General features: G+C 50.7%; 8 protein-coding genes. 6 read left to right on the plus strand and 2 right to left on the minus strand.

What is annotated here, in order from left to right; all coding sequences use genetic code 11:
* The first annotated feature begins 442 nt into the window (after positions 1-442).
* A complete protein-coding gene (malK, locus tag UF06_RS10770) occupies positions 443-1,558 on the plus strand; it encodes a maltose/maltodextrin ABC transporter ATP-binding protein MalK (protein WP_045570460.1) in 1,116 nt (371 codons plus the stop codon).
* A 182-nt stretch (positions 1,559-1,740) separates the two neighbouring features.
* On the opposite strand, the gene UF06_RS10775 is transcribed toward malK, so the two are convergent.
* Both UF06_RS10775 and UF06_RS10780 read right to left on the minus strand, forming a co-directional pair.
* Positions 1,741-1,941 carry a restriction endonuclease subunit S gene (locus tag UF06_RS10775; RefSeq protein ID WP_039428004.1) on the minus strand — a complete coding sequence of 67 codons (201 nt, stop codon included), beginning with the start codon at positions 1,939-1,941 and terminating at the stop codon, positions 1,741-1,743.
* A gap of 45 nt (positions 1,942-1,986) precedes the next feature.
* Complete coding sequence (locus UF06_RS10780) at positions 1,987-3,900, minus strand: methyl-accepting chemotaxis protein (RefSeq protein ID WP_045570461.1); 1,914 nt, start codon at positions 3,898-3,900, stop codon at positions 1,987-1,989.
* A 285-nt stretch (positions 3,901-4,185) separates the two neighbouring features.
* Between UF06_RS10780 and UF06_RS10785 the strand changes: the two genes are divergently transcribed.
* From UF06_RS10785 to UF06_RS26845, 5 genes are read left to right on the plus strand one after another with little or no spacing between them, the layout of a single operon-like run.
* Entirely contained in the window at positions 4,186-5,142 is a 957-nt protein-coding gene (locus UF06_RS10785; protein ID WP_045570462.1) for a MoxR family ATPase, read from the plus strand.
* Between the two features lie 3 nt (positions 5,143-5,145).
* Positions 5,146-6,063: a DUF58 domain-containing protein gene (locus UF06_RS10790; protein ID WP_045570463.1), complete on the plus strand. Its 918-nt coding sequence runs from the start codon at positions 5,146-5,148 to the stop codon at positions 6,061-6,063.
* Positions 6,063-6,533: a DUF4381 domain-containing protein gene (locus UF06_RS10795; protein WP_045570464.1), complete on the plus strand. Its 471-nt coding sequence runs from the start codon at positions 6,063-6,065 to the stop codon at positions 6,531-6,533. The genes UF06_RS10790 and UF06_RS10795 overlap by 1 nt, the downstream gene beginning before the upstream one ends.
* A gap of 31 nt (positions 6,534-6,564) precedes the next feature.
* Positions 6,565-7,503 (plus strand): VWA domain-containing protein, encoded by a 939-nt coding sequence (locus UF06_RS10800; protein WP_045570465.1) that lies wholly within the window; start codon positions 6,565-6,567, stop codon positions 7,501-7,503.
* Positions 7,496-8,938: a VWA domain-containing protein gene (locus UF06_RS26845; protein ID WP_052702549.1), complete on the plus strand. Its 1,443-nt coding sequence runs from the start codon at positions 7,496-7,498 to the stop codon at positions 8,936-8,938. The genes UF06_RS10800 and UF06_RS26845 overlap by 8 nt, the downstream gene beginning before the upstream one ends.
* Positions 8,939-8,995: the final 57 nt, after the last annotated feature.

Here is an 8,995-nt window from a genome sequence, read left to right on the forward strand (position 1 = left end):
TGTGATGTTTGACCACTCTGCGCTGGCAGCCAAGTTTATCGCTCCTCCCTGACTACTCCCCCTACAATAAATTGTGACAGGAGGATGTCGGCTTGCTCAGAATCGAAGAAACTTCACTCATCCAAGAGTGGATGGTAAGAACCCTTTCCAGCCGAGTCTGATTAGACCCATTTTTCGCTGGTTTTAGCATTGCCATGCGGGTGAAATAGCATACATTAAGATGTTAGTGGTAATTATTCACGGGGGAGGCATCTTAATAATGTGGGGGAGAAAAACCCGTATTTGGCTATCGCGGGTAGCACTTTCAATCTGAAAATGGTTAAAGTGCTACCCTATTTTCTTACCATGTCCCTGCTTACCTATTCCTACTGCTACTGTCCGCTTCCATAATTCATATAATGATGGGCAGTGAATTATAAAAAATTGATCGAGGACGAGCTAAATGGCGAGTGTCACGTTAAAAAATGTTTGTAAAGCGTATGGCGACGTAATGATTTCTAAAAACGTCGACTTAGAGATCCACGAGGGCGAGTTCGTCGTTTTCGTCGGACCGTCAGGCTGCGGTAAATCCACCCTATTGCGTTGTATCGCCGGGCTGGAAGACATCACCTCCGGCGATCTTTACATCGGTGATAAACGAATGAACGATGTTGAGCCATCTAAACGTGGCGTTGGCATGGTTTTCCAGTCTTACGCGCTCTACCCTCACTTGAATCTGTATGACAACATGTCTTTTGGCCTCAAACTGGCAAAAGCAGACAAGAAAGAGATCGACAAACGCGTTGAACAAGCGGCTGAAATCCTTCAACTGGGCCACTTACTAGAACGCTTACCGAAATCCCTATCGGGCGGTCAGCGCCAACGTGTCGCTATTGGCCGTACTCTGGTTTCTCAGCCGAACGTATTCCTACTCGATGAACCGCTTTCAAACCTTGATGCGGCACTGCGTGTTCAGATGCGTGCGCAGATCACTAAGCTTCAGCGCCAACTTGGCTGCACCATGATTTACGTTACCCACGACCAAGTGGAAGCGATGACCATGGCAGATAAGATAGTCGTGCTGGATGGCGGTTTCGTTGCGCAAGTGGGTAAGCCGCTTGAACTTTACCATTACCCACAAAACCGTTTTGTTGCGGGCTTTATCGGTTCACCAAAAATGAACTTCATGAGCGTGATGATTGAAGAGGTTGAGACGAAACAGGTGAAAGTCAAATTATCGAACGGCACCTCGTTCTGGATCCCTGTTGACGGCACAACGGTGAATAAAGGCGATCGCATGTCTCTAGGCGTACGTCCTGAGCATTTAGTGTCGGCAAAAGAGGGGGATGCGGTCATCGATGGTGAAGTGATGATCGTCGAAAAGCTGGGTAACGAAACGCAAGCTTACCTCAACTTGGAAAGCGCGGATGCGGACGTGATTTATCGTCAACCTGATACGCTTGATGTGGAAGCGGGTGATCGCTTGGAAATTGGTATCCCAGCGCACCGTTGCCATTTGTTCCACAGCGATGGCCGTGCATGCACACGTCTATTTAATGAAAAAGGCGTCGAGCGTTAATTTCGCCCCATTCGCTACGCATTCAAGTTGTAAAATCAACGCCTTCCTTGTGGAAGGCGTTTTTATTGGCACGATGGAATATGACAGCGCGTCCGCTCAACAGCAGCGCCCAGACTTTCAAGCAAACAAAAAGGGAAGCCGTGCTTCCCTTTCGTCTATTCATGCTTCACTGAATGGTGAGCTTAGTGGATCGGTGCGTCACCTTTCGCTGCAAACTGACCGAAATACTGCTCTAATACTTCCGGAGTCAGTTTACCTTCCGCTTCCAACTTTTTTAGCTCGGCAACAATCGCTTGTTGCTCCTCTAGAGAAGGCAGTTTTACTTCTGGCTCTTGTGCCACTTCCGCAGACATTGCTTGCAGCTCTTTTTCAAAATCCGTCATGGTTCTTACCTAAAACATCGAAACTAAGCGGAATTCTACCCGACTCTACAGTTTGAAGCTACCTACCATGGAATCGAGGCGTTGCGACAACAAGCGAAGGTCACGACTGGCCTCGGCAAGCTCTTCAGCTGTGCTGGTTGTCACTTCATTGATGGCGTTAATCTCTTCGATATTTTGGTTGATGGTATGCACCACCGTCGATTGCTCTTCCGTCGCAGTCGCTACTTGAGTGTTACGATCGGAGATATCTGCAATGCGCTCAGAGATACTCACCAGCACATGCACCGCTTCATCGGTCGCTTCCACCCCTTCAAAGGTCACGGTTTTACCCGCTTCCATCGCGGTCACAGCGTCTTTGGCATCGCTTTGCAACTGATTGATCATTTTCTGGATCTCTTCAGTTGACGACGCAGTGCGACTGGCGAGATTACGCACTTCATCCGCCACCACCGCAAAACCACGTCCTTGCTCCCCTGCACGCGCCGCTTCAATTGCTGCGTTCAGTGCCAACAAGTTGGTTTGGTCGGAGATATCACGAATTACATCCAAAATCGAGCCAATGTCTCTGGTTGTGGTTGCCAGTTGCGTCACCACTTGGCTGGTTGCTTCCACATCATCCGCTAAGCGGGCAATGACGTTCTTCGCTTTAGACACCACTTCACGCCCCAGTTTAGTATTGTCTGACGCTTGGTTGGCGGTATCCGCTGCGGTTGCCGCGTTAGACGCAATCTCACTGATGGTTGCGCCCATCTCGTTAATCGCGGTTACTACTTGAATGGTTTGATCTCTTTGCTCTTGGCTGTTGTTGTGGGTGGTGGATGCTTTCGAAGAGACACTCTCCGCCGCTTCACTGAGCGACATACTGGTCGACGCTACTTCTTTCATGGTGGCGTGGATTTTCTCAATGAAGCCATTGAAACCCGATGAAAGCTGAGCGATTTCATCTTGCCCCTTAACTTCAATCCGTTGAGAAAGGTCGCCCTCGCCTTTACCCAAATCGGTAAAACGCAGCGCAATTTGCTGAATCGGTTTGGTAATGCTGTTGGCCAAAAACACGCCCATGAGAATGAAGACAATCGCCACTACAACAGTGGTAATCATCATTTGCGTTGCTGCCGCGTTGAGCTCCACAAACACCTCATCGACGGGTACAACGCCGACCACAAACCAGTCCATCGATGGCACGTAGGCACTGGAAACAAACACCTCTTGACCACCTATCTCTATCTGCAACACGGTCGGTTTGCCTTTGTTGAGCAGTGAGGCTGAGCTGGAGTCAATGTACGAAGAGAGCGGTTTACCAACAGCCTGCTTATCGCGGTGAATTTGGATTTTACCCGCGCTATCCACCAGAAACACGTAGCCGCTGTCTTCGATTTGGAAACCGTTCAGCTTGTCTACCATGTCATCCATGGATTTAGACACGCCGGACATGGTAAAGCCACTCAGATGTTGGTAGTTGGCAAACATTTTCACATCGCCATTGACTTCGGTAAAAATGCTCACCATGGTCTGTTTACCCGAGTTGGTAAAACCAAAAAACCAGCCATCTTGCGACTGATTGAGCTGGCGTAGGAAGCCATTTTGGTTCCAGTAATACGCCGTCTGGCGGTTTGCCACTGACGCATCGTTGAGCTGATACTGCTCTTTAACGTTATTCAGTTGCTTAATCAGCTTGCTCTGACCTTGCGGGTCTGCCGTTTCGCGCACACTTTCACGCACAAACTCATTTTTTGCCAACTGCTCTGCCGCAGAGAGCAACTGAGACACATCCTTGTCAACTTGCAGGTTAATCTGGTTCAAGATCAAGGGCAGTTCGATATCAACCAAACGATGGCTGATAACGTCTCTTGATTGTTTCTGCGCCATGACGCCCAGTAAAATGGTGGAAGCAAGGACAGCAAAAGTTATCCCGATGACAACTTTTTGTTTAATGCTCACTGAGTGAAGATTCATCATATTTGGACCTTTAATTAGAATCACTTTCGTGTGGTGCCTGCGCACAATGCGCTTAGACTGGCAAATACTTTTAAAGAATAGTCTATTACATTCTCATGAACGGAAAATATATCGGCTAAGTCAGCAAAAACTGGAGAAAAAACGTCACTGCGCGACTTTTTACCTCAATCTGTTGATCACCTCTTGAGATCACTTGCTCAGCCCCCCATAACAATCAACGAAAAATAACGGAACTTTTTTTACTTTTTGTGAACAAAGACAAAAACTCAATTGATGTAAGTAACCATGCAATACGCTCATTTTGAAGGATTAAAAAACTATCTTGAGGGCCAAGTCGTTGGCCAGCATGAATTAGTCAAACAACTGCTTATCGCACTTCTCGCCGACGGACACATTCTGGTCGAAGGGCCTCCGGGGCTGGCCAAAACTCGCGCGGTCAAAAGCCTAGCCGATTGTATCGAAGGTGATTTTCACCGCATTCAGTTCACTCCTGACCTTTTACCTGCCGATTTGACCGGAACCGACATTTTTCGCCCGGAAACGGGCGATTTCACTTTCCAAGCAGGCCCGATTTTTAATAGCTTGATCCTCGCCGATGAAATCAACCGCGCGCCCGCTAAAGTGCAAGCCGCAATGCTGGAAGCGATGGCCGAGGGCCAAGTGACCGCAGGGCGCCATACCTATCCGCTTCCGGATCTTTTTTTGGTGATGGCGACGCAAAACCCGATTGAACAGGAAGGCACTTATTCCCTGCCAGAAGCGCAATTGGACCGTTTTCTCTTGCATCTTGAGGTCGATTTCCCGGATGAAGAGAATGAGCTTGCCATTTTGCGCATCAACCGGGGGGAAGCCAAAGGCGAAAAGGCGGTGGACAAACCACGCGTAACACAGCCTGAGATCTTTGCGGCGCGCCAAGCCGTGCTCAACGTGCACATGGCTGAAACCTTGGAGCGTTATCTGGTGCGCTTGGTGATGGCAACCCGTGCTCCTCAGCAGTACAGTGATGAGCTGGCGGGCTGGATCAGCATGGGCGTCAGTCCAAGAGCCACCATCGCGCTGGACCGGTGCGCTCGTGCACACGCTTGGCTCAGTGGCCGCGATTACGTCACACCTGCCGACATTCAAGCCATGGCATACCCTGTGCTGCGCCACCGAATCATGCTGAGCTATCAAGCGCAGGCAGAAGGTGTCACCGCCAATCAGGTGATTGACAAACTCCTCACTCTGGTTGGCAGCGTGTAACTTATGGCTCAGTTTGCGCTGCCACCGCACAGCAACGGGGTTACTTTGTCGCTGGAAGAGCTTTTGTACTACAAAAGCCAATCGATACGCTGGCTGCCTCCGGCACGCTCACTTTGGTCCGTGCTTGGCGGGATGAACAGCAGCCGCCAGCGCGGTCGGGGAATGGATTTTGAAGAGGTACGCAAGTATCAGGCAGGTGATGACATTCGCAGTATTGACTGGCGCGTCACCGCCAGAACCGGTAAGCCGCACACCAAGTTATTCAGCGAAGACAAACAGCAATCGGTGCTGATTTATCTCGATTTGGGGCCAGATATGCTGTTCGGTTCTCAATATCTGTATAAATCGGTTCAAGCGGCCCATCTCGCCGCCGTTTTGATATGGACCACGCTCAGTAAGAAAGATAGGATTGGCGCGCTCATCGATACGGGATCAGAGCTGCTGGAGTTTAAACCAACCAGTCTGGTCAAAGGTGGGCTGACGATACTTAACGCCATCCTAAACGCTCACAATCGTATCGTTGCAGATAGCCCTAGTCATCTCGATAGAGCCGCAGTGATACCGCGACTGCAACGGATGTCGGCCAAAGGCAGTGAGATCATTTTTATCAGCGATTTTGTGCGCTTTGCCCCATCGGCACTTGAACAGATCGCGACGCTGAAACAGCATCATAGCGTGCGATTGGTGCAACTGTATGACCCGCTGGAGTACGGTGAAACCGATTATCGAGGCCAGTTGAAGCTGACCGACGGGCAAACCTCACGCTGGTTTAATTTTGGTTGTAAGCAACAAAAAATGGACTTAAAAAATAGCTTTGAACAGCATCAGCAGCAGCTTCGTCTGTTAAGTTATCGTCATGGAATTCCGTTTAGCACGCTCTCTTGCGCTAAACCTCTCATCAATCAAATTGCAGAACAATAATGACAACCCAAACTGATACTTTAGCCTTGCAGCCTATTCTTCTTCCTGCCGCTCCCTCTTGGTTTCCACTTGCTTGGGGTTGGTGGGCGATACTTGCCGCCGTGGTCACCACATTGCTGTGTATCGCGCTTTATCTCCGTTGGCGTACCCACAGGCTGCGTGCCAAGCGCACTGCACTGAAACTCTTTGAAAAGCCGATCGTGGCACATACCCCCTCTTCGGCGATTGAACTGCTGCGCCAAGCCGCGTTGTGCTATTTCCCGCGCGAGACCATCGCGTCGCTACATGGAGAAAAATGGTATCAGTTTCTCGATTTACAACTCGGCGAAGCGCGCTTTTGCAACAAAATGAACCAGTGGCAAGCGGCCTTATATCAGAGCAAACGCAGCGAACTTGACGCTGAGCTTATCAACGACTGTAAAATTTGGGTTGAACGGGCACTGCCGCCTAAGCGAGGTAAACGTGGCTGAGCTACAAGGATTGAGTTTTGTTTGGTGGTGGATGTTTGTGTTGTTGCCACTGCCGCTCATTCTTTACAAGTTGCTGCCTGAAGCAAAAACCGAACACGCTGTGCGTTTCGCTTATCTGCCGACAAGTGCCGCAAATCAGGCAAAACAAGGGCGAGCCACAAAAGCTACCACACTCCTGATTTGGCTATGCCTGCTGTGCGCGGCGGCGCGTCCGGTTTGGTTTGGTGAGCCGATTGAGTTCCAGCCTGAATATCGCGATCTGATGTTGGTGGTCGACTTATCCGGCTCGATGCAAGAGGAAGACATGCAGGATGACGGTCAATATATCGACCGTCTGAGCGCAGTTAAAAAAGTGGTGACACAGTTTATCGAGCAGCGCCAAGGCGACCGACTCGGCCTTGTACTGTTCGCCGACCATGCCTATCTGCAAACGCCGTTAACCGCTGACCGCCAAACGGTAGCCGCGCAGCTCAACCAGACAGTGATCGGCCTAGTGGGGCAAAAAACCGCCATCGGCGATGGCGTTGGCTTAGCGAGCAAAACGTTTATTGACAGCAAAGCGCCACAACGCACCATTATTTTACTCAGCGATGGCAGCAACACCGCGGGTACCCTCTCGCCATTAGAAGCCGCTGAAATCGCGCAACGTCATCAAATTAAGATCTACACCGTCGGCGTTGGCGCAGGTGAAATGATGGTGAAGCAGTTTTTCATGACGCGCAAAGTCAACACCGCCGCCGATCTGGATGAAAAGACCTTAACGCAGATGGCTGAAATGACCGGCGGGCAATATTTTCGCGCGCGCGATGCCAAAGAGCTGGCGGGCATCTACGACGCCATCAACCAACTCGAACCGGTCACCAGCGATGTGCAGATCTGGCGTCCGCAATCAGAGTGGTTCATCTATCCGTTAGCCATCGCATTCTTGCTGTCCTTATTGCTGTTTGTTTTTAGGAGCAACCGTGTCTGATTTGATTTTTCTTCATCCACAATGGCTGTTTGCGCTTATCGTTATCCCCGTGGCGATCTTGATCCAAGCCAGCCGGAAAAAGTGGCGCACAGGCCCAATTGCCGCGCACCTACTCAAAGACAACACCATGCAGCGAACCTCAACACTCTGGCTTTGGTTGCTGGCTTGGACTCTCACTATCGTGGCACTGGCATCACCCAGTTGGCAAAAGAACCCGTTACCGAGCTTTGACCTCGCCCACAACCGCGTGTTGCTGATGGATATGTCGCGCTCGATGTACGCCGATGACATCTCGCCCAGCCGTTTGCAGCAAGCCAAATACAAAGCGCTCGATCTGCTGCCCAAATGGCAAGAAGGCAGCACCGCCTTAGTCGCTTACGCCGCCGATGCGTATTTGCTCAGCCCTTTGACCAGCGACAGTAAAACGCTAGCCAATTTGGTGGAAAACTTGTCGCCAGAGCTGATGCCGTTTCAAGGCTCAAACTTAGCCAGCGCATTGCGATTGGCGCTCACTCAATTGCAAGCGGATTCGGGCCGTGGCGGCGACATCGTGCTGATCGGTGATGATGTCGACGACAGCGAGTTACAACAGGCGCTGGCGCTACTGCAGGGACACTCTGTGCGCGTCTCTGTGTTGACGGTTGGCACACCTGCGGGCGCGCCTGTGCGTCTGCCAAACGGCTCACTGCTGACCAATGCTCAAGGTCAACCGATCGTCGCGCAATCGAATCTGGCCAATATGGCCAAGCTCGCCGCGCAAACTGGCGGGATTTTTCTCCCCGTGCAACACGATAACCGCGACATCGAACAGCTTGCCGCGCTCAGCAATCAACCTGGGTTGTGGCAGCAGGTGGAAAGCCGTCAACAAGAGAGCGGTCTCTCTCGTGTTAACGGTGGTTTTTGGCTGATGCCCCTGATTCTCGGCTTAAGTTTGCTGCTGTTTCGTAAAGGCGTATTTTGGATGCTGCTCATCGCACTGCCGCTTGCCCACACACCAAACGCCAGCGCCTCGCCTTTTTTAACGCCCGATCAACAAGGCAAAGTGCAGTTTGATGCAGGAGAGTATCAAGCCGCACAACAAACGTTTAGCGACCCACTATGGAAAGGCGCAGCCGCTTATGAAGCGGGTGACTACGCCCAAGCCGCGCAGTGGTTTTCCAGTTCAGACAGTACAGCGGCGCTGTATAACCTTGGTAATGCATTAGCCAAAAACGGCCAGTTTGACGACGCGATCTCGGCGTATCAGCAAGCGTTAACCAAGCAGCCGGATCTTACTCAAGCGCAAGCCAACCTTGAGGCGGTGAAAAAGGCACAACAGCAACAGCAACAGCAACAGCAACAGCAACAGCAACAGCAACAGCAACACACAGCAACAGCAACAGCAACAGCAACAGCAATGCAGTTAATAAAGAAAATACAAAAAAAACAATACTAACCACTCTCATCTACCAACGACGTTCACCACAATCCCAGCAATAAAATCGTCTTCGTC

This window comes from Vibrio sp. S234-5, assembly GCF_000960595.1.
Classification (GTDB): Bacteria; Pseudomonadota; Gammaproteobacteria; order Enterobacterales; family Vibrionaceae; genus Vibrio.

What these genes read in the sequence shown, in the direction of transcription:
- UF06_RS10795 (WP_045570464.1), top strand. Translation starts at nt 6,063, where the DNA reads ATGACAACCCAAACTGATACTTTAGCCTTGCAGCCTATTCTTCTTCCT.
- UF06_RS10785 (WP_045570462.1), top strand. Translation starts at nt 4,186, where the DNA reads ATGCAATACGCTCATTTTGAAGGATTAAAAAACTATCTTGAGGGCCAA.
- UF06_RS10780 (WP_045570461.1), bottom strand. Translation starts at nt 3,900, where the DNA reads ATGATGAATCTTCACTCAGTGAGCATTAAACAAAAAGTTGTCATCGGG.
- malK (WP_045570460.1), top strand. Translation starts at nt 443, where the DNA reads ATGGCGAGTGTCACGTTAAAAAATGTTTGTAAAGCGTATGGCGACGTA.
- UF06_RS10775 (WP_039428004.1), bottom strand. Translation starts at nt 1,941, where the DNA reads ATGACGGATTTTGAAAAAGAGCTGCAAGCAATGTCTGCGGAAGTGGCA.
- UF06_RS10790 (WP_045570463.1), top strand. Translation starts at nt 5,146, where the DNA reads ATGGCTCAGTTTGCGCTGCCACCGCACAGCAACGGGGTTACTTTGTCG.
- UF06_RS10800 (WP_045570465.1), top strand. Translation starts at nt 6,565, where the DNA reads ATGTTTGTGTTGTTGCCACTGCCGCTCATTCTTTACAAGTTGCTGCCT.